Origin of the sequence: Paraburkholderia xenovorans LB400 (assembly GCF_000013645.1) — a bacterium.
GTDB lineage: Bacteria > Pseudomonadota > Gammaproteobacteria > Burkholderiales > Burkholderiaceae > Paraburkholderia > Paraburkholderia xenovorans.
Genome location: NC_007951.1, coordinates 4525917 through 4546079 on the forward strand (window position 1 = coordinate 4525917; position 20163 = coordinate 4546079).

The following is a 20163-nucleotide window of genomic DNA, read 5'->3' on the forward strand; positions in this document are numbered from 1 at the left end:
GCTTTCTCTCCGTAGTCCGATTAGTTGCGGTCGAGGTCGATATCGATACCGAGCGAGCGGATTTCCTTCACCAACACGTTGAAGGATTCCGGCATGCCGGCGTCGATCACGTGATCGCCCTTGACCAGGTTTTCATAAACCTTGGTCCGGCCTGTCACGTCGTCCGACTTCACCGTCAGCATTTCCTGCAGCACGTACGATGCGCCGTACGCTTCGAGCGCCCACACTTCCATTTCACCGAAACGCTGGCCACCGAATTGCGCCTTACCGCCCAACGGCTGCTGCGTCACGAGCGAGTACGGGCCCGTGGAACGCGCGTGCATCTTGTCGTCGACCAGGTGGTGCAGTTTCAGGTAGTGCATGTAGCCGACCGTCACCGTACGTTCGAACATTTCGCCCGTGCGGCCGTCGTACAGACGCACCTGGTTCTTCGACGGCGTCATGCCGAGGTTCTTCGCGATGTCGTCCGGGAATGCGAGATCCAGCGCGCGCGACATTTCCTCTTCCGTCGCGCCGTCGAACACCGGCGTAGCGAACGGCACGCCTTCGCGCAGGTTCTTCGCCAGTTCGACGATTTCGTCGTCCGTGAAGCTGTCCAGCTCTTCAGCGCGGCCCGACTCGTTGTAGATCTTGGTCAGGAATTCGCGCAGTTCAGCGATCTTGGCCTGACGCTGCAGCATTTCGCCGATACGCCAGCCGAGACCCTTCGCGGCCCAACCCAGATGCACTTCGAGAACCTGACCCACGTTCATCCGCGACGGCACGCCGAGCGGGTTCAGAACGACGTCAGCCGGACGGCCGTCGGCCATGTACGGCATGTCTTCGATCGGAACGATCTTCGATACCACGCCCTTGTTACCGTGACGGCCGGCCATCTTGTCGCCAGGCTGCAGGCGGCGCTTGACTGCCAGGTACACCTTGACCATCTTCAACACGCCCGGCGGCAGTTCGTCGCCTTGCGTGAGTTTCTTGCGCTTTTCTTCGAACGCCAGATCGAACTGGTGACGCTTCTGTTCGATCGAGTCCTTGATCGCTTCGAGCTGTGCCGCTGCTTCTTCGTCCGCGAGGCGGATGTCGAACCAGTGGTAGTGATCCAGATCTTCCAGGTAAGCCTGTTCGATCTTCGTGCCCTTCGCCAGTTTCTTCGGACCGCCGTTCGCGACCTTGCCGGTCAGCATACGTGCGAGACGCTGGAACGCGTCGCCTTCCACGATACGCAGCTGGTCGTTCAGGTCGAGGCGGTAACGCTTCAGTTCATCGTCGATGATCTGTTGCGCGCGCTTGTCGCGCTGAATGCCTTCACGCGTGAACACTTGAACGTCGATCACGGTGCCGCTCATGCCCGACGGCACGCGCAGCGACGTGTCCTTCACGTCCGAAGCCTTCTCACCGAAGATCGCGCGCAGCAGCTTTTCTTCCGGTGTCAGCTGGGTTTCGCCCTTCGGCGTGACCTTGCCGACCAGCACGTCGCCTGCTTCGACTTCAGCGCCGATGTAGACGATGCCCGACTCGTCGAGACGGCCGAGTTGCACTTCAGCCAGGTTCGAGATGTCGCGCGTGATTTCTTCCGGTCCGAGCTTCGTATCGCGAGCCACGACGTTCAGTTCTTCAATGTGGATCGACGTGTAACGGTCGTCGGCAACCACCTTCTCAGAGATCAGGATCGAGTCTTCGAAGTTGTAGCCGTTCCACGGCATGAACGCGACCAGCATGTTCTGGCCGAGAGCCAGTTCGCCGAGGTCGGTGGATGCGCCGTCAGCCAGCACGTCGCCACGCGACACGATGTCGCCGACCTTCACGATCGGGCGCTGGTTGATGTTCGTGTTCTGGTTCGAACGCGTGTACTTGATCAGGTTGTAGATGTCCACGCCGACGTCGCCAGCAACGGCTTCGTCATCGTTCACGCGGATCACCATACGGCCTGCGTCGACGTAGTCCACCACGCCACCGCGGAATGCCTGAACCGTCGTACCCGAGTCGACTGCCACCGTGCGCTCGATACCGGTACCGACCACGGCCTTTTCAGGACGCAGACACGGCACAGCCTGACGCTGCATGTTCGAACCCATCAACGCGCGGTTCGCGTCATCGTGCTCGAGGAACGGAATCAGCGATGCTGCCACCGACACGATCTGCGACGGCGCCACGTCCATGTACTGGATGCGGTCCGGCGTGACCATCAGCGTTTCGCCTGCTTCACGCGACGACACCAGTTCGTCGGTCAGCGAGCCGTCTTCCGCCACCGCCGCGTTCGCCTGAGCGATCACGTAACGGCCTTCTTCGATCGCCGACAGATAGTCGATCTGATCGGTCACCTTGCTGTCCACGACCTTGCGATACGGCGTTTCGAGGAAGCCGTATTCGTTCAGGTGCGCGTACAGAGCGAGCGAGTTGATCAGGCCGATGTTCGGACCTTCCGGCGTTTCAATCGGGCACACGCGACCGTAGTGAGTCGGATGCACGTCACGGACTTCAAAGCCGGCGCGCTCACGCGTCAAACCGCCCGGGCCAAGAGCCGAAACACGGCGCTTGTGGGTGATTTCCGACAGCGGGTTCGTTTGGTCCATGAACTGCGACAGCTGCGACGAACCGAAGAACTCGCGAATCGCCGACGAAATCGGCTTCGAGTTGATCAGATCGTGCGGCATCAGGTTTTCGCTTTCGGCCTGGCCGAGGCGTTCCTTCACAGCACGTTCGACACGCACGAGACCGGCGCGGAACTGGTTTTCGGCCAGTTCGCCGACGCAACGCACACGACGATTGCCCAAGTGGTCGATGTCGTCCACTTCGCCCTTGCCGTTACGCAGCTCGACCAGGATCTTGATCGTGGCGAGGATATCGTCGTCTTGCAGCGTCATCGGACCGACGATTTCGTCGCGGCCGACACGGCGATTGAACTTCATACGACCCACCTTGGACAGGTCGTATGCGTCTTCGCTGTAGAACAGACGGTTGAATAGCGCCTCGACCGCTTCTTCGGTCGGCGGCTCGCCCGGACGCATCATGCGGTAAATTGCAATGCGCGCGGCCATCTTGTCCGCGGTTTCGTCGATACGCAGTGTCGACGAGATGTACGGACCTTGATCCAGATCGTTCGTGTAGAGCGTCTGGATGTCTTTGATCTTCGACTCGCGCAGCTTCTCGAGCACGGTTTCCGTGATTTCGTCGTTCGCGTTAGCGATGACTTCACCCGTGTCGCCGTCGACCACGTTCTTCGCCAGCACGCGGCCGAGCAAATAGTCTTCCGGGACCGAGATGAACTTGGTCTTGGCGTTGTCGAGATCGCGAATGTGCTTGGCGTTGATCCGCTTGTCCTTCTGGACGATCACGTTGCCGTCACGGTCCGTGATGTCGAAACGCGCGACTTCACCACGCAAACGCTCCGGCACGAATTCCATCTGCGCGCCTTCCGGCATCAGCGTGAAATTGTCGAACACGAAGAAGTTTGCGAGGATCTGTTCCGGCGTGAGGCCGATTGCCTTCAGCAGGATCGTGACCGGCATCTTGCGGCGGCGGTCGACGCGGAAGTACAGCACATCCTTCGGGTCGAACTCAAAATCGAGCCACGAACCGCGGTAAGGAATGATACGTGCCGAGAACAGCAGCTTGCCCGAGCTGTGCGTCTTGCCCTTGTCGTGTTCGAAGAACACGCCAGGCGAACGGTGCAGCTGCGAAACGATCACACGTTCCGTGCCGTTGATGACGAACGAACCCGTCGGCGTCATGAGCGGAATTTCGCCCATGTACACTTCCTGTTCCTTCACTTCCTTGACGACCGGCTTGCTCGGGGATTCCTTGTCGAGCAGCACCAGACGCACTTTCGCGCGCAGGGCCGAGCAATAGGTCAAACCGCGCTGCTGACATTCCTTGATGTTGAATGCCGGCGGCGACAGCATGTAGCTGACGAACTCTAGACGAGCGAACCCGTTATGCGAAACAATGGGAAAAACGGAGGTAAACGCAGCTTGCAGGCCTTCCGGCTTGCGTTGCGTGGACGACGTGTCTGCTTGCAGAAACGTGCTGAATGATTCAAGCTGGGTAGCCAGCAGGAAAGGTACTTGGTGAACGATGGGGCGCTTCGCAAAACTCTTGCGAATACGCTTCTTCTCGGTGAAGGAATATTGCATACGATCTCCGAATCACGGCGGGCATTGTTGTCGAGGCAGGATACCTTGATGAGACAACCCGAGTGTTCACCGACTGAGACCCGATGGCCGTCCGATGGCTTGAACGAGCCTAGAAGCTTGGTGGTTGGCCGCTACCAACCGCTGGCTGACGGCAGCGGATGCCTATGTTGCCCGCTACCCGACCAAACTTGCCTTCTGCAGTCGCTTCAGAAGACAAAGAGAAGCGCCGGTCAATGTTGCCGAATGGCGATTTTCTTTGGCCTCTGGGGCATCAGTTATTGCCGAAAAACGTCGACAAAAACGTAGTCCCCACAAAGCACAAAAAGGCCGGCGGTGGAAAACCGCCAGCCTTCGCACAGCGCGCTGAAACTTACTTGATTTCAGCCTTCGCGCCGGCTTCTTCCAGCTTCTTCTTGGCTTCTTCAGCAGCAGCCTTCGGTACCGATTCCTTAACAGGCTTCGGCGCGCCGTCGACCAGGTCCTTCGCTTCTTTCAGGCCGAGACCCGTCAGTTCACGAACAGCCTTAATGACCGAAACCTTGTTCGCGCCGACTTCCGTCAGGTTGACCGTGAATTCGGTTTGCTCTTCAGCAGCAGCGGCAGCACCGCCGCCTGCCGGGCCTGCCACTGCAACAGCAGCTGCCGACACGCCAAACTTTTCTTCGAACGCCTTGACCAGTTCGTTCAGTTCCAGAACCGACATCGAGCTTACTGCCTCGAGGATGTCTTCTTTTGCGATTGCCATTTGAAATACTCCTAAATTGAATTCGGATACAGCCAGCGATCAATCACGCTCGACTGAAGTAGGTTACGCAGCGGTTTCTTCGCCTTGTTTCTTTTCTGCCAGCGCGGCCAGAGCGCGTGCAAAGCCGGAAACAGGTGCTTGCATAACGTACAACAGCTTGGAGAGCAGTTCTTCGCGGCTCGGGATGTTTGCCAGCGCTTGCACGCCAGCCTTGTCCATCACCTTGCCTTCGTAGGAACCAGCCTTGATGATCAACTTGTCATTGGTTTTGCCGAAGTCGTTGACGACCTTGGCAGCAGCAATTGCATCTTCCGAGATGCCGTAGATCAGCGGACCAGTCATCTGCTCTGCCAGCGGAGCAAACGGGGTACCTTCAACAGCGCGACGCGCCAGCGTATTCTTCAACACGCGAAGGTAAACCTGTTGCTCACGCGCTTTCGCGCGCAGCTTGGTCAGATCGCCAACCGCGATTCCACGATACTCAGCCAGAACTACGGTCTGGGCTTTCGCGACTTGCGCGGCAACCTCAGCGACCACAGCCTGCTTGCTTTCTTTGTTGAGTGGCACGGTTAACCTCCAGATTCGATACACGCAGCGTGCGCCTTGTGTACCGCGTTCAATAACGGCGTCCGACCAGTCAGGAGTATTTCGACCGCCCGATATTCGCATTGCGGCGGATATCGACCAGCTTCATCACTACAAAACCTTTTCGGGTTCGCCATCTGCGTTGGCTTTGCATTAAGGACTCGCCTACCCGCTGCGTGTCCGCCAACGGTCTTTGACAACCGGCTGCTCAATGCAAACTGCCATTTCACAACCGCCCAAAGCCCATAAAACCGCCCCGACTTTCGCCGAGACGATAAATTTTCTTACTGTGCAGCCAGCGATGCCTGGTCGACGCGAACGCCAACGCCCATCGTGCTCGACAGTGCAACCTTGCGCAGGTAGACACCCTTGCTCGTTGCCGGCTTCGCCTTTTGCAGCGCGTCGACCAGAGCGTTCAGGTTGCTACGCAGAGCCGTCGGCTCGAACGAAGCGCGGCCGATCGTGGCGTGAATGATACCGGCCTTGTCGACACGAAATTGCACCTGACCAGCCTTTGCGTTCTTCACCGCCGTCGCGACGTCCGGCGTAACCGTACCGACCTTCGGGTTCGGCATCAGGCCGCGCGGACCGAGAATCTGACCGAGCGTACCGACGACGCGCATCGTGTCCGGCGAAGCAATCACGATGTCGAAGTCCAGTTTGCCAGCCTTGACCTGTTCGGCCAGGTCTTCCATGCCAACGACTTCTGCGCCAGCTGCACGAGCCTGCTCAGCCTTTTCGCCTTGTGCGAACACAGCAACACGGACCGACTTACCGGTACCTGCTGGCAGAACGACAGAGCCTCGAACCACTTGGTCCGACTTCTTCGCGTCGATGCCGAGTTGCACTGCGACGTCGATCGACTCGTCGAACTTCGCGCTTGCGCATTCCTTAACGAGCGACAGAGCTTCGTCGATTGCGTACAACTTTTGACGATCGACCTTGGCTGCAAACGCTTGCAGACGTTTCGAAAGCTTAGCCATTTACACGCCCTCCACGGTGATGCCCATCGAGCGGGCGCTACCAGCGATCGTACGAACCGCTGCGTCCAGATCAGCTGCCGTCAGATCGGGCATCTTGGTCTTGGCAATGTCTTCAGCTTGAGCGCGGGTGATCTTACCGACCTTGTCGGTATGCGGCTTGCTCGAACCCTTGTCGATCTTCGCTGCCTTCTTGATCAGAACCGTTGCCGGCGGCGTCTTCAAAACGAACGTGAAGCTCTTGTCCGCGAACGCCGTAATCACAACCGGAATCGGCAGACCTGGTTCCAGTGCTTGGGTCTGCGCGTTGAACGCCTTGCAGAACTCCATGATGTTCAGGCCGCGCTGACCCAGTGCCGGACCGACCGGCGGCGACGGATTGGCTTTACCTGCAGGAATCTGCAGCTTGATAAAGCCGATGATTTTCTTTGCCATGTTGAAAACCTCTTTGGAACACCGCATAAGTACATGCGAATGTTCAGTGAGTAGTAGCGCGCGTTCGCCGAAATTCGGCTAATTACGCTCCTCAACGGCCATTGCGCGGACCGTAAGCGCGAAATACGGAACGCACCGGCTGATGCGCTCCGTAAAATTCTGGATTACAGCTTTTCGACCTGACCGAATTCCAGCTCGACCGGCGTTGCGCGGCCGAAAATTGTAACCGAAACACGGACTCGTGACTTTTCGTAGTTCACTTCTTCGACGCTGCCGTTGAAGTCGGTAAACGGACCGTCCTTTACTCGCACCATCTCGCCTACTTCGAACAGGGTCTTCGGACGCGGCTTTTCCACGCCTTCCTGCATTTGCGACATGATCTTCTCAACTTCGCGCGGAGAAATCGGACTCGGACGATTACGCGCACCACCTACGAAACCGGTCACCTTTGCCGTATTTTTTACGAGGTGCCACGTCTCGTCCGTCATTTCCATCTCAACGAGCACGTAGCCCGGAAAGAAACGACGCTCGGTCACCGATTTGTGACCACCCTTTACCTCGACCACTTCTTCAGTCGGAACGAGGATTTGACCAAACTGGTCTTGCATGCCAGCACGTTCGATGCGCTCCTGAAGCGCCCGTTGCACGCTCTTCTCCATACCGGAGTAGGCGTGCACGACGTACCAACGTTTGCCGCTCGGGGATGCCGGAGTATCGCTCATATCATTTCCAACCCAGAATCACCGAGAAAATCGCCCATTCGATGGATTTGTCGCTAACCCAAAGAAAGATTGCCATGACGAACACGAAGCCGAACACTACGAGCGTTGTTTGGGTAGCCTCTTTGCGAGTCGGCCAAACAACCTTACGCACTTCTTTGTACGAGTCTTTGGCGAAAGCGATGAAACCCTTGCCAGGCGCGGAGAGAAGACCGACTGCAACACCCGCGATCGCACCTACAGCCAAGGCAGCTCCGCGGACGTACCATTCCTGGCCGCTAAGCCAGAAGAACCCCACGAACCCGGCCAAGACCAACAATACGCCCGCGACGAGCATCAGCTTGTCGCCGGATGTATTTACAGTTTCGACGGAAGGATTCGCCATAACACCTTAACGAAGCGCCACATACGGCGCAAGAGTTGGCAGGGGCAGAGGGAATCGAACCCCCAACCTTCGGTTTTGGAGACCGACGCTCTGCCAGTTGAGCTATACCCCTAAACCATTTGGGGTTGACGACACCGCCAACCCCGAAAACTACCGATTAACGAGAACTATCTGGCGTTACTCGAGAATCTTGGCAACCACACCTGCACCGACCGTACGGCCGCCTTCGCGGATTGCGAAACGCAGACCTTCTTCCATCGCGATCGGGTTGATCAGCTTCACCGTGATCGACACGTTGTCGCCCGGCATGACCATTTCCTTGTCCTTCGGCAACTCGATCGAGCCCGTCACGTCCGTCGTACGGAAGTAGAACTGCGGACGATAGTTGTTGAAGAACGGCGTGTGACGGCCACCTTCGTCCTTGCTCAGCACGTACACTTCAGCCGTGAAGTGCGTGTGCGGGTTGATCGAACCCGGCTTGGCCAGCACCTGGCCACGCTCCACGTCTTCACGCTTCGTGCCGCGCAGCAGGATACCCACGTTGTCGCCCGCCTGACCTTGATCGAGCAGCTTGCGGAACATTTCCACGCCCGTGCAGGTCGTCTTCACCGTCGGCTTGATACCGACAATTTCGATTTCCTCGCCGACCTTCACGACGCCGCGCTCAACGCGACCCGTCACCACCGTACCGCGACCCGAGATCGAGAACACGTCTTCCACCGGCATCAGGAACGCACCGTCAACTGCGCGCTCCGGCGTCGGGATGTACGTGTCCAGCGCGTCGGCCAGATTCATGATCGCCACTTCGCCCAGCTCGCCCTTGTCGCCTTCCAGCGCCAGCTTCGCCGAACCCTTGATGATCGGCGTCTCGTCGCCCGGGAAGTCGTACTTCGACAGAAGTTCGCGAACTTCCATCTCGACCAGCTCCAGCAGCTCAGCGTCGTCCACCATGTCGCACTTGTTCAGGAACACGATGATGTACGGCACGCCAACCTGACGCGCCAGCAGGATGTGCTCGCGCGTTTGCGGCATCGGGCCGTCAGCGGCCGAGCACACCAGGATCGCGCCGTCCATCTGCGCTGCGCCCGTGATCATGTTCTTCACATAGTCAGCGTGGCCCGGGCAGTCGACGTGTGCGTAGTGGCGGTTAGCCGTTTCGTACTCGACGTGTGCCGTGTTGATCGTGATACCACGCGCCTTCTCTTCCGGCGCCGCGTCGATCTGGTCGTATGCCTTCGCTTCGCCGCCAAACTTCTGCGTCAGAACCGTCGTGATCGCTGCCGTCAGCGTGGTCTTGCCGTGGTCAACGTGACCGATCGTGCCGACGTTCACGTGCGGCTTGGTCCGCTCAAACTTACCCTTGGCCATTTTCGACTCCTAAGAGGATTTTCCGTACGTTGCGCCGGGCGCAAACAATCACCGAGTACTTCTGGTGCCCATGGGCAGGATCGAACTGCCGACCTCTCCCTTACCAAGGGAGTGCTCTACCACTGAGCCACATGGGCGCTACTTCTGTGTTGCTGGAGCGGGTGAAGGGAATCGAACCCTCGTCGTAAGCTTGGAAGGCTTCTGCTCTACCATTGAGCTACACCCGCAAGAATTCATGGATTCCCAACAACTGCTACAAACTTGCATTCTGGTGGAGGAGGTTGGATTCGAACCAACGTAGGCGTAAGCCAACAGATTTACAGTCTGCCCCCTTTAGCCACTCGGGCACCCCTCCGCAGAGAACTGATGATTATGGGGGAACAACCGCTTGTTGTCAAGGCTCGCTTGACTGTTCCAAACCCAAAGCTCTCACTTATATGATGGTTTGATCGCGTCCGGTAAACGCAGAAACCCCACCTTTGCTGGGGTGGGGTTTCTGATGCTGCTTGGGAGCCTGACGATGACCTACTTTCACACGGGTAATCCGCACTATCATCGGCGTGGAGTCGTTTCACGGTCCTGTTCGGGATGGGAAGGGGTGGGACCGACTCGCTATGATCATCAGGCATGACTGGTTGCCGCGCTGGATCTGGGGCCAGCGCGGCCAATCGGGAAGAAGTAGTTTCTGGTGATGCTCACCAGGGGTGGAGCGTGGGGTTGTGTTGTTTCTGCTGGCACAACACGGATCACTCAACCGTGCGTGTCCTGTTTCCCCCTGTGGGGGCAAGACACACCTGTTATAGGATCAAGCCTTACGGGCAATTAGTATCAGTTAGCTTAACGCATTACTGCGCTTCCACACCTGACCTATCAACGTCCTGGTCTTGAACGACCCTTCAAGGGGCTCGAAGCCCCGGGGATATCTCATCTTAAGGCGAGTTTCCCGCTTAGATGCTTTCAGCGGTTATCTCTTCCGAACATAGCTACCCGGCGATGCCACTGGCGTGACAACCGGTACACCAGAGGTTCGTCCACTCCGGTCCTCTCGTACTAGGAGCAGCCCCCTTCAAATATCCAGCGCCCACGGCAGATAGGGACCAAACTGTCTCACGACGTTTTAAACCCAGCTCACGTACCTCTTTAAATGGCGAACAGCCATACCCTTGGGACCGGCTACAGCCCCAGGATGAGATGAGCCGACATCGAGGTGCCAAACACCGCCGTCGATATGAACTCTTGGGCGGTATCAGCCTGTTATCCCCAGAGTACCTTTTATCCGTTGAGCGATGGCCCTTCCATACAGAACCACCGGATCACTATGACCTGCTTTCGCACCTGCTCGACTTGTCGGTCTCGCAGTTAAGCACGCTTATGCCATTGCACTATCAGCACGATTTCCGACCGTACCTAGCGTACCTTCGTACTCCTCCGTTACACTTTGGGAGGAGACCGCCCCAGTCAAACTGCCTACCATGCACTGTCCCCGGTCCGGATAACGGACCAAGGTTAGAACCTCAAACAGACCAGGGTGGTATTTCAAGGTCGGCTCCACGCAGACTGGCGTCCACGCTTCAAAGCCTCCCACCTATCCTACACAGACCGGTTCAAAGTCCAATGCAAAGCTACAGTAAAGGTTCATGGGGTCTTTCCGTCTAGCCGCGGGGAGATTGCATCATCACAAACACTTCAACTTCGCTGAGTCTCGGGAGGAGACAGTGTGGCCATCGTTACGCCATTCGTGCAGGTCGGAACTTACCCGACAAGGAATTTCGCTACCTTAGGACCGTTATAGTTACGGCCGCCGTTTACCGGGACTTCAATCAGGAGCTTGCACCCCATCATTTAATCTTCCGGCACCGGGCAGGCGTCACACCCTATACGTCCACTTTCGTGTTTGCAGAGTGCTGTGTTTTTATTAAACAGTCGCAGCCACCAGTTTATTGCAACCCCTTCACCCTTCTGGCGCAGGCCAGTCAGGCTACAGGGGCGTACCTTATCCCGAAGTTACGGTACCAATTTGCCGAGTTCCTTCTCCCGAGTTCTCTCAAGCGCCTTAGAATACTCATCTCGCCCACCTGTGTCGGTTTGCGGTACGGTCTTGTTAAACTGAAGCTTAGAGGCTTTTCCTGGAACCACTTCCGATTGCTTCTTCACCGAAGTGAATGGCCTCGCACCCTTGAATCCTGCGCCCGGATTTGCCAAAGCGCCTTCTCCAATGCAAGGACCGGGACTTCCAACACCCGGACAACCTTCCGCGATCCGTCCCCCCATCGCATTTAACAATGGTGCAGGAATATTAACCTGCTTCCCATCAGCTACGCATTTCTGCCTCGCCTTAGGGGCCGACTCACCCTACGCCGATGAACGTTGCGTAGGAAACCTTGGGCTTACGGCGAGGGGGCCTTTCACCCCCTTTATCGCTACTCATGTCAGCATTCGCACTTCCGATACCTCCAGCACACTTTTCAATGCACCTTCGCAGGCTTACGGAACGCTCTCCTACCATGCATATAAATATGCATCCGCAGCTTCGGTATATTGCTTAGCCCCGTTACATCTTCCGCGCAGGACGACTCGATCAGTGAGCTATTACGCTTTCTTTAAAGGATGGCTGCTTCTAAGCCAACCTCCTGACTGTTTTAGCCTTCCCACTTCGTTTCCCACTTAGCAATATTTGGGGACCTTAGCTGGCGGTCTGGGTTGTTTCCCTCTTGACACCGGACGTTAGCACCCGATGTCTGTCTCCCGTGATTGCACTCTTCGGTATTCGGAGTTTGCTATGGCGTAGTAATCCGCAATGGACCCCACAACCATGACAGTGCTCTACCCCCGAAGGTGATACACGAGGCACTACCTAAATAGTTTTCGGAGAGAACCAGCTATTTCCAGGTTTGTTTAGCCTTTCACCCCTATCCACAGCTCATCCCCTAACTTTTCAACGTTAGTGGGTTCGGACCTCCAGTACGTGTTACCGCACCTTCATCCTGGCCATGGATAGATCACCTGGTTTCGGGTCTACACCCAGCGACTGAATCGCCCTGTTCGGACTCGCTTTCGCTACGCCTGCCCTAATCGGTTAAGCTTGCCACTGAATGTAAGTCGCTGACCCATTATACAAAAGGTACGCCGTCACCCTCTTTCAAAGGCTCCGACTGTTTGTATGCATGCGGTTTCAGGATCTGTTTCACTCCCCTCCCGGGGTTCTTTTCGCCTTTCCCTCACGGTACTGGTTCACTATCGGTCGATCACGAGTATTTAGCCTTGGAGGATGGTCCCCCCATCTTCAGACAGGATTTCACGTGTCCCGCCCTACTTCTCGCATACCTAGTTCTTCCATGATGTTTTCGTCTACAGGGCTATCACCTGCTATGGCAGCACTTTCCAGAGCTTTCGACTAACACTACGGATAAAGAATGCAGGCTGGTCCCATTTCGCTCGCCACTACTCTGGGAATCTCGGTTGATTTCTTTTCCTGCGGTTACTTAGATGTTTCAGTTCACCGCGTTCGCTTCACGCAGCCTATGGATTCAGCTACGGATGACCCATACGGGCCGGGTTTCCCCATTCGGATATCGGAGGATCAAAGCTCGTTTGCCAGCTCCCCTCCGCTTTTCGCAGGCTACCGCGTCCTTCATCGCCTGTGATCGCCAAGGCATCCACCACATGCACTTGTTCGCTTGACCCTATAACGGGTGTGTCTCTCGATACACACGCTACAGGTTGAGTATTCGTGTTGCGCCGTATTCCAAAGCAATCTTTCGATCACCTTTTCATACATTGATACAATCACAACCCTGATTCACCTACTCGCACACCCATCTCTAAGTATGCTTTCGTGAATCTCCTTACTACTTCTTCCTGATTGTTAAAGAACGACAGCCGATATCACGGTTGCTATAACCATGTATCACTCTGACTGGCTCAATCGCCAATGCACAACGCTCTGCTTCTCTCGCAGAACGCTACGCATTGAGGATTGGTGGAGGATGACGGGATCGAACCGACGACCCCCTGCTTGCAAAGCAGGTGCTCTCCCAGCTGAGCTAATCCCCCAGTCATGCACACACCAGATCCGCCCTGCCCCCTTCGGGGGTGGGATGCCCGTAAGCGCTAAAGCGCCAACGGTCATCGACATGGTGGGTCTGGATGGATTCGAACCATCGACCCCCGCCTTATCAAGACGGTGCTCTAACCGGCTGAGCTACAGACCCCTGAGTCTGTCTGCGTTTCTGTCTTCAATTTCACAGCCGATAAGCGTGAGCGCTCAACGCTTGACACGTTAGCTCGGGAAAGGAGGTGATCCAGCCGCACCTTCCGATACGGCTACCTTGTTACGACTTCACCCCAGTCATGAATCCTACCGTGGTGACCGTCCTCCTTGCGGTTAGACTAGCCACTTCTGGTAAAACCCACTCCCATGGTGTGACGGGCGGTGTGTACAAGACCCGGGAACGTATTCACCGCGGCATGCTGATCCGCGATTACTAGCGATTCCAGCTTCACGCACCCGAGTTGCAGAGTGCGATCCGGACTACGATCGGTTTTCTGGGATTGGCTCCCCCTCGCGGGTTGGCGACCCTCTGTTCCGACCATTGTATGACGTGTGAAGCCCTACCCATAAGGGCCATGAGGACTTGACGTCATCCCCACCTTCCTCCGGTTTGTCACCGGCAGTCTCCCTGGAGTGCTCTTGCGTAGCAACTAGGGACAAGGGTTGCGCTCGTTGCGGGACTTAACCCAACATCTCACGACACGAGCTGACGACAGCCATGCAGCACCTGTGTTATGGCTCCCTTTCGGGCACATCCACCTCTCAGCAGACTTCCATACATGTCAAGGGTAGGTAAGGTTTTTCGCGTTGCATCGAATTAATCCACATCATCCACCGCTTGTGCGGGTCCCCGTCAATTCCTTTGAGTTTTAATCTTGCGACCGTACTCCCCAGGCGGTCAACTTCACGCGTTAGCTACGTTACCAAGTCAATGAAGACCCGACAACTAGTTGACATCGTTTAGGGCGTGGACTACCAGGGTATCTAATCCTGTTTGCTCCCCACGCTTTCGTGCATGAGCGTCAGTATTGGCCCAGGGGGCTGCCTTCGCCATCGGTATTCCTCCACATCTCTACGCATTTCACTGCTACACGTGGAATTCTACCCCCCTCTGCCATACTCTAGCCCGCCAGTCACAAATGCAGTTCCCAGGTTAAGCCCGGGGATTTCACATCTGTCTTAGCGAACCGCCTGCGCACGCTTTACGCCCAGTAATTCCGATTAACGCTTGCACCCTACGTATTACCGCGGCTGCTGGCACGTAGTTAGCCGGTGCTTATTCTTCCGGTACCGTCATCCCCCCACCGTATTAGGGCAGAGGTTTTCTTTCCGGACAAAAGTGCTTTACAACCCGAAGGCCTTCTTCACACACGCGGCATTGCTGGATCAGGCTTGCGCCCATTGTCCAAAATTCCCCACTGCTGCCTCCCGTAGGAGTCTGGGCCGTGTCTCAGTCCCAGTGTGGCTGGTCGTCCTCTCAGACCAGCTACAGATCGTCGCCTTGGTAGGCCTTTACCCCACCAACCAGCTAATCTGCCATCGGCCGCCCCTGTAGCGCGAGGTCCGAAGATCCCCCGCTTTCCTCCGCAGAGCGTATGCGGTATTAATCCGGCTTTCGCCGGGCTATCCCCCACTACAGGACACGTTCCGATGTATTACTCACCCGTTCGCCACTCGCCACCAGGGTTGCCCCCGTGCTGCCGTTCGACTTGCATGTGTAAGGCATGCCGCCAGCGTTCAATCTGAGCCAGGATCAAACTCTTCAGTTCAAACCTGTTACTGTTTTTCGGGCTCTTCCGAGCCCGGTCGCTCACTCAACGTACTGACGAATGATCCAACCATCTTGCGACAGTCAAACCTTCCTTTCATTACTGTGTGAGACCTGATACTTCCGCTTTACGGCAGATCCCGGAAGATCCGCCCCGCATCGCGCATCAAGCGCCCACACTTATCGGCTGTTAATTTTTAAAGATCGGGTCCGCATTCACCACCAAACCGCCACCGGAGAACCTCAACAACTCACACCACCGGTACCGCTTTGTTCTGCGTCGCTGCATCAGCAGCAGAGAAACGAGATTATGAAGGCTCTTTTTCGTTTCGTCAACAACATTTTTTCGCTTTCGCTTAAAACCTGTTGACGCAACGACCGCTGGTTTCTGCCGCGGCCCTCGTTCGCAAACGAGGAAGCGAATCTTAGGTGAACATCGGTCATATGACAAGGGTTTGACCGAATTCTTTTTTGGCGGCTCAATTACGGGTCGATTTCACCACTGCGTCCACTGGAACCGCACCGGCCATTGCTGCATAGCCGGCGTCGCTGGGATGGATGTCGTCCCCACTATCAAAGCTGCGCCGCAAACGGTCCGGCTGCGCCGGATCACGCAGCGCAGCGTCGAAGTCCACGACGCCGTCGAAGGCATGGCTGGTCCGGATCCACTGGTTGACCGCAAGCCGGATACTCTCTCGCTGCGGCGGAAGCGATGCCGGCGTCAACGTCGCGCCGAACACCTTCACGCCAGCGTGCCGGGCGGTGACGATCACTCGCTGATATCCAGCGATCAGGTCGGCAGCCGTCACCGTGGTGTGCGGAAAGTCACAGTCGAGACCGCCACGCGGCGGCATTGCCGCAAAGTTAATGTCATTGATGCCAATCAGCAGGATCGCCGCCTTGACGCCCGGACGCTTCAGCACGTCGTGCTCGAAGCGCGTTGCAAGCGCGTCGCCGTAGCAGGGGGAGTCGCTCAGCAGGCGGTTGCCGCTAATCCCCAGATTGACGATCGCGGTCGAGCGCTCGCCAGCCGCGGCAAACCGGCGAGCCAGCGCGTCCGGCCAGCGGCGATTCTGGTTCAGACTGGAGCGCATACCGTCCGTGATCGAGTCGCCGATGGCAGCGACTGCGGCAGACGCGGGCGCAGCCTCAACCGAAAGCCCGGTCACCCACACATATTGCGTAAACCGACCGCGAAAAGCGTCCGCAGATGCGTCCGCCGCATGATTGCCCGGCGCGGAAACGTAATTTACCTGGTTCGACACGCGATGCCACGCCACGATACGCTGCTCCGGCCCCATAAACGCGCTTACCGCGTAAGGCGCACCTTCGGCAATGTCGATCGCGACGGGGTCGCTCTCCAACTCCCCGCCCGGCGGAATCGAGATCGCGCTCCTGCCACCGAACGTCACGCGCGCGTCGCCGTTACCGGCCGCCGCCGCGCCGCCCGTCGAGCGTGCGATGCGCAAATCCTCGATGACGAGCGGAGTCTTGCCGTACTGGTTGCTAAGGTGGACTCGCGCCGACCTTGCGGACAGCGTCGGATAAACAATCTGGCGAACCGTGCGCCCCGCGACTTCCGGTGCGCGATAGAGCGGCGGCAGGTCCGCCCGCTGGGGAATGGGTTGCAGCGCCGTGGCCCATGCGGTGACCCAATGTGCCGGGGCGTCGGCGGCGAAAACGGTCGGGGAAACGGCAAACTGGACAAACAGTGCCGCGCCGCATGCGGCAGCCAGGGTGCGAATGCTCATTCGGGAAGTTGGTTCGAGGCGAAACGTGCATTGTGCCCGATCGCCGCGGCCGTCGCGGGTGGGCGCGACAGCGTTTCGCCCTGGACTCAGGCCGCTTGCGCGCCGGTCATCTTCAACGCGAGCGCTTCAGCAACTTCGATCCCGTCGATAGCCGCTGAGTAGATTCCACCGGCATAGCCCGCTCCTTCGCCGGCCGGATACAGACCTTCGACATTCATGCTCTGGTAGTCGTCCCGGCGCCGCACACGAATCGGCGACGACGTTCTCGTTTCGACGCCCGTCAGCACCGCGTCGTGCATCGCAAAACCGGCGATCTTCTTGTCCATCTGCGGCAAAGCTTCGCGAATGGCCTCGATCACATAGTCCGGAAGCGCAGTGCTAAGGTCCGTTGGATGCACGCCGGGCTTATACGACGGCACGACGGAACCCAGCGACGTGGACGGCCGGCCGGCAATGAAATCGCCTACCAGCTGACCCGGCGCCATATAATTGCCGCCGCCGAGTTCGAAAGCCCGCTCTTCCCATTTGCGCTGGAAGGCGATGCCCGCGAGCGGCCCGCCCGGATAATCGTCAGGCGTGATGCCGACCACGATCCCGGCATTGGCATTGCGCTCTGCCCGCGAATACTGGCTCATGCCGTTGGTCACCACCCGGCCCGGCTCGGAAGTCGCCGCCACCACCGTGCCCCCGGGGCACATGCAGAAGCTGTAAACAGTGCGGCCATTGCTGCAGTGATGCACCACCTTATAGTCGGCGGCACCCAACTGCTTGTGGCCGGCAAATTTGCCGAAACGGCTGCGATCGATCAAACCCTGCGGATGTTCGATGCGAAAACCGAGTGAAAACGGCTTCGCCTCGATATAGACGCCGCGGTCGTTCAGCATCTGGAAGGTATCGCGCGCGCTATGTCCGACCGCCAGCACCACGTGATCGCAGCGCAGCGTTTCACCGGTCGAGAGCTTCAACCCGCGCACCTTGCCCTGATCGATCTCGATATCGTCGACGCGGGTTTCGAAGCGCACCTCGCCACCCAGTTCGTGAATGGTCGCGCGCATTTTTTCGACCATGCTGACGAGCCGGAACGTGCCGATATGGGGCCGGCTCAGATACAGAATGTCTTCCGGCGCACCGGCCCGCACGAATTCGTCGAGCACCTTGCGGCCGTAGTGCTTCGGATCCTTGATCTGGCTGTACAGCTTGCCGTCCGAGAAGGTACCAGCGCCGCCTTCGCCGAACTGCACGTTCGACTCGGGATTGAGCACCGACTTGCGCCACAGGCCGAAAGTGTCCTTGGTGCGCTCGCGCACCGCCTTGCCACGTTCCAGGATGATCGGCCGGAAGCCCATTTGCGCAAGGATCAGCCCGGCAAACAGGCCGCACGGCCCCATGCCGATCACGACCGGACGGGGCGCGGTCATCTGCGCCGGCGCTCTCGCGACGAACTTGTAGGCCATGTCGGGCGTGACGCCGCAGTGGGGCACGTCGGCGAGCCGCTTGAGCGCCGCCGCTTCATCCGCAACTTCGACATCGACTATATACGTGAGCTTGATGTCGGCGCGCTTGCGGGCGTCGTGCGCGCGGCGAAACACGGTGTATTGGATAAGCCCGTCCGCGGCCACGCCAAGTTCCGCGAGACGCGCACGCACGGCGGCTTCGAGGGCGCTCTCGGGGTGATCGAGCGGGAGTTTGATTTCGCTGAGACGTAACATGAGTACCGGGGGATGCGGGAAGGCCGCAAATTGCGGCCAATTCGTAATTTTATAGGTTTAGTGTCGGCACGGGGCATCGGCACTGACGAAACGCCTCCGCGACGAAACCGTCCCGGTCCTATCGGCACGATCGACCTATCTCAAAAAATTTATTAACCGACCGGTCGGTTGGTTTATACTGTGCGTACACAGACAACTTCCGCAGAGAGCGTCCCCATGTACACGCAATCCCTGGATATTCCCGGCAACGTTGCCCCGCTCGACGCAGGCGCCAACTCGCCCGAGCAGGCGAAATTCGACGCGGTCATGGCCGCCGACGGCAAGATCGAAGCTCAGGACTGGATGCCGGAGGCCTACCGCAAGACGCTGGTTCGGCAGATTTCGCAGCACGCGCATTCGGAAATCGTCGGCATGCTGCCGGAAGGTAACTGGATCACGCGCGCACCCAGCCTGAAGCGCAAAGCGATTCTGCTCGCCAAGGTTCAGGACGAAGCCGGCCACGGTCTCTATCTATATAGCGCGGTCGAAACGCTCGGCGTGTCGCGCGACCAGTTAATCGCGGCGCTGCATTCGGGCAAAGCCAAATATTCGAGCATCTTCAATTACCCGACGCCTACATGGGCGGACGTCGGCGTGATCGGCTGGCTGGTGGACGGCGCGGCGATCATGAACCAGATTCCGCTGTGCCGTTGCACGTACGGCCCGTATGCGCGCGCCATGATCCGCATCTGCAAGGAAGAGTCGTTCCACCAGCGCCAGGGTTTCGATGCACTCATGGCGATGATGTCCGGCACCGAAGCGCAGCGCGAGCTGGTCCAGCAGGCCGTGGATCGCTGGTGGTGGCCGGTGCTGATGATGTTCGGCCCGAGTGACAAGGATTCGGTCCATAGCAGCCAGTCGTCGAAATGGGGCATCAAACGCATCTCGAACGACGATCTGCGTCAGAAATTCGTCGACGCCACCGTCGACCAGGCCAAGGTGCTCGGCGTCACGCTGCCCGACCCGGACCTGAAGTGGAACGAAGCGCGCGGCCATTACGACTACGGCGACATCGACTGGGAAGAATTCTGGCGTGTGGTGAATGGCGACGGCCCGTGCAACCGCGAGCGCCTTGCCACCCGCGTCAAAGCGCACGACGACGGCGCCTGGGTCCGCGAGGCCGCCCTCGCCCACGCCGAAAAGCAGCGCCAGCGCGCCCAACAGCACGCCGCCTGACCCGCGCGGCATGTCAGACAAAGAATCAGGAGATCTGCAATGAACAAGGAATGGCCGATTTGGGAAGTCTTCGTGCGCAGCAAGCAGGGACTCGACCACAAACACTGCGGCAGCCTGCACGCCGCCGACGCGCCGATGGCGCTGCGCATGGCGCGCGACGTCTACACGCGCCGCCAGGAAGGCGTGAGCATCTGGGTGGTGCCGTCCTCGGCGATCACGGCGTCCGCGCCGGAAGACAAGGCGGAGCTGTTCGAACCGGCTGGCGACAAGATTTACCGCCACCCGACGTTCTACACGCTCCCCGACGAAGTCAACCACATGTAAG

General features: G+C 58.1%; 13 protein-coding genes, 6 tRNA genes and 3 rRNA genes. 3 read left to right on the top strand and 19 right to left on the bottom strand.

The annotated features are described in order from the left end of the window. Positions 1–20: 20 nt before the first annotated feature. The gene (gene rpoB, locus BXE_RS20365; RefSeq protein ID WP_011490059.1) at positions 21–4127 is read right to left on the bottom strand and encodes a DNA-directed RNA polymerase subunit beta; all 4107 of its coding nucleotides are present in this window, start codon (positions 4125–4127) and stop codon (positions 21–23) included. 124 nt (positions 4128–4251) lie between these two features. On the opposite strand from rpoB, the gene BXE_RS45930 reads away from it, so the two are divergent. Continuing rightward, positions 4252–4494: a hypothetical protein gene (locus tag BXE_RS45930; RefSeq protein WP_148222961.1), complete on the top strand. Its 243-nt coding sequence runs from the start codon at positions 4252–4254 to the stop codon at positions 4492–4494. Between the two features lie 3 nt (positions 4495–4497). Here the strand turns inward: BXE_RS45930 and rplL are convergent, their stop codons facing one another. From rplL to BXE_RS20455, 18 genes are all read right to left on the bottom strand, one after another. After that, the gene (gene rplL / locus BXE_RS20370) at positions 4498–4872 is read right to left on the bottom strand and encodes a 50S ribosomal protein L7/L12 (protein ID WP_011490060.1); all 375 of its coding nucleotides are present in this window, start codon (positions 4870–4872) and stop codon (positions 4498–4500) included. A 63-nt stretch (positions 4873–4935) separates the two neighbouring features. Then, on the bottom strand, positions 4936–5439 hold the full coding sequence (rplJ, locus tag BXE_RS20375) for a 50S ribosomal protein L10 (RefSeq protein ID WP_007180144.1): 504 nt from the start codon (positions 5437–5439) through the stop codon (positions 4936–4938). 302 nt (positions 5440–5741) lie between these two features. Beyond that, on the bottom strand, positions 5742–6440 hold the full coding sequence (rplA, locus tag BXE_RS20380; protein WP_011490061.1) for a 50S ribosomal protein L1: 699 nt from the start codon (positions 6438–6440) through the stop codon (positions 5742–5744). Next, positions 6441–6872 carry a 50S ribosomal protein L11 gene (rplK, locus tag BXE_RS20385; RefSeq protein ID WP_007180146.1) on the bottom strand — a complete coding sequence of 144 codons (432 nt, stop codon included), beginning with the start codon at positions 6870–6872 and terminating at the stop codon, positions 6441–6443. A gap of 164 nt (positions 6873–7036) precedes the next feature. Beyond that, positions 7037–7594 (bottom strand): transcription termination/antitermination protein NusG, encoded by a 558-nt coding sequence (gene nusG, locus BXE_RS20390; protein ID WP_007180147.1) that lies wholly within the window; start codon positions 7592–7594, stop codon positions 7037–7039. A 1-nt stretch (position 7595) separates the two neighbouring features. After that, positions 7596–7976 carry a preprotein translocase subunit SecE gene (secE, locus tag BXE_RS20395; RefSeq protein ID WP_011490062.1) on the bottom strand — a complete coding sequence of 127 codons (381 nt, stop codon included), beginning with the start codon at positions 7974–7976 and terminating at the stop codon, positions 7596–7598. 36 nt (positions 7977–8012) lie between these two features. After that, positions 8013–8088: transfer RNA gene (locus BXE_RS20400), tRNA-Trp, on the bottom strand. Between the two features lie 65 nt (positions 8089–8153). Further along, complete coding sequence (gene tuf, locus BXE_RS20405; RefSeq protein ID WP_007180138.1) at positions 8154–9344, bottom strand: elongation factor Tu; 1191 nt, start codon at positions 9342–9344, stop codon at positions 8154–8156. 62 nt (positions 9345–9406) lie between these two features. Next, positions 9407–9481 (bottom strand) — tRNA-Thr (locus BXE_RS20410). Positions 9482–9497: 16 nt separating this feature from the next. After that, positions 9498–9571 (bottom strand) — tRNA-Gly (locus tag BXE_RS20415). 42 nt (positions 9572–9613) lie between these two features. After that, a tRNA-Tyr gene (locus BXE_RS20420) sits at positions 9614–9699 on the bottom strand. A 157-nt stretch (positions 9700–9856) separates the two neighbouring features. Next, positions 9857–9970 (bottom strand): 5S ribosomal RNA (gene rrf / locus BXE_RS20425). Positions 9971–10145: 175 nt separating this feature from the next. Beyond that, a 23S ribosomal RNA gene (locus BXE_RS20430) occupies positions 10146–13027 on the bottom strand. Positions 13028–13321: 294 nt separating this feature from the next. After that, positions 13322–13397, bottom strand: a tRNA-Ala gene (locus tag BXE_RS20435). Between the two features lie 81 nt (positions 13398–13478). Beyond that, positions 13479–13555, bottom strand: a tRNA-Ile gene (locus BXE_RS20440). 78 nt (positions 13556–13633) lie between these two features. After that, positions 13634–15164, bottom strand: a 16S ribosomal RNA gene (locus BXE_RS20445). The 16S, 23S and 5S rRNA genes sit together here with 5 tRNA genes alongside, the layout of an rRNA operon. A 478-nt stretch (positions 15165–15642) precedes the next feature. Further along, positions 15643–16914: an SGNH/GDSL hydrolase family protein gene (locus BXE_RS20450; RefSeq protein WP_011490064.1), complete on the bottom strand. Its 1272-nt coding sequence runs from the start codon at positions 16912–16914 to the stop codon at positions 15643–15645. Between the two features lie 86 nt (positions 16915–17000). Beyond that, on the bottom strand, positions 17001–18623 hold the full coding sequence (locus tag BXE_RS20455; RefSeq protein ID WP_011490065.1) for an NAD(P)/FAD-dependent oxidoreductase: 1623 nt from the start codon (positions 18621–18623) through the stop codon (positions 17001–17003). 216 nt (positions 18624–18839) lie between these two features. Here BXE_RS20455 and paaA point away from each other — a divergent pair, with 216 nt between their 5' ends. After that, positions 18840–19838, top strand: a complete 999-nt coding sequence (gene paaA / locus BXE_RS20460; RefSeq protein WP_011490066.1) for a 1,2-phenylacetyl-CoA epoxidase subunit PaaA — start codon at positions 18840–18842, stop codon at positions 19836–19838. Positions 19839–19877: 39 nt separating this feature from the next. Next, positions 19878–20162 carry a 1,2-phenylacetyl-CoA epoxidase subunit PaaB gene (gene paaB, locus BXE_RS20465; RefSeq protein WP_007179854.1) on the top strand — a complete coding sequence of 95 codons (285 nt, stop codon included), beginning with the start codon at positions 19878–19880 and terminating at the stop codon, positions 20160–20162. Position 20163 lies beyond the last annotated feature (1 nt).

Excerpts from the sequence above, each read along its gene's own strand:
- rpoB (WP_011490059.1), bottom strand. The coding sequence starts at position 4,127 with ATGCAATATTCCTTCACCGAGAAGAAGCGTATTCGCAAGAGTTTTGCG.
- rplL (WP_011490060.1), bottom strand. The coding sequence starts at position 4,872 with ATGGCAATCGCAAAAGAAGACATCCTCGAGGCAGTAAGCTCGATGTCG.
- rplA (WP_011490061.1), bottom strand. The coding sequence starts at position 6,440 with ATGGCTAAGCTTTCGAAACGTCTGCAAGCGTTTGCAGCCAAGGTCGAT.
- rplK (WP_007180146.1), bottom strand. The coding sequence starts at position 6,872 with ATGGCAAAGAAAATCATCGGCTTTATCAAGCTGCAGATTCCTGCAGGT.
- nusG (WP_007180147.1), bottom strand. The coding sequence starts at position 7,594 with ATGAGCGATACTCCGGCATCCCCGAGCGGCAAACGTTGGTACGTCGTG.
- secE (WP_011490062.1), bottom strand. The coding sequence starts at position 7,976 with ATGGCGAATCCTTCCGTCGAAACTGTAAATACATCCGGCGACAAGCTG.
- tuf (WP_007180138.1), bottom strand. The coding sequence starts at position 9,344 with ATGGCCAAGGGTAAGTTTGAGCGGACCAAGCCGCACGTGAACGTCGGC.
- BXE_RS20450 (WP_011490064.1), bottom strand. The coding sequence starts at position 16,914 with ATGAGCATTCGCACCCTGGCTGCCGCATGCGGCGCGGCACTGTTTGTC.
- BXE_RS20455 (WP_011490065.1), bottom strand. The coding sequence starts at position 18,623 with ATGTTACGTCTCAGCGAAATCAAACTCCCGCTCGATCACCCCGAGAGC.
- paaA (WP_011490066.1), top strand. The coding sequence starts at position 18,840 with ATGTACACGCAATCCCTGGATATTCCCGGCAACGTTGCCCCGCTCGAC.
- paaB (WP_007179854.1), top strand. The coding sequence starts at position 19,878 with ATGAACAAGGAATGGCCGATTTGGGAAGTCTTCGTGCGCAGCAAGCAG.